The sequence below is a fragment of the Mycobacterium sp. UM_11 genome (genome assembly GCF_001414075.1).
GTDB lineage: Bacteria > Actinomycetota > Actinomycetes > Mycobacteriales > Mycobacteriaceae > Mycobacterium.
In genome coordinates, this window is sequence record NZ_LATC01000303.1 from 1 (window position 1) to 213 (window position 213).

The following is a 213-nucleotide window of genomic DNA, read 5'->3' on the forward strand; positions in this document are numbered from 1 at the left end:
CGGAATCCGTATTTGTGCGAGTAGCCCGCGGCGGCGCCGGCGCGGCGGCCCATGACGCCGGTGGGCATGCCGCGCAGCAGGGCGTTGCCGGGCGGGTTGCTCGCCCCGGCCTGCAGGGGGGCGGCCTCGGCCTCGGCGGCGTTGGCCGGGCTGACCGCCGAGGTCAGCGTGGCCCACTGCTGGGGCACCGACAAACCCCCGACCTGGGCGGCC

Annotated in this window: 1 pseudogene; it reads right to left on the reverse strand. The window is 77.9% G+C overall.

The features are described 5' to 3' along the window. Window positions 1-213: pseudogene (locus tag WU80_RS25135) on the reverse strand (hypothetical protein); the annotation flags it as partial.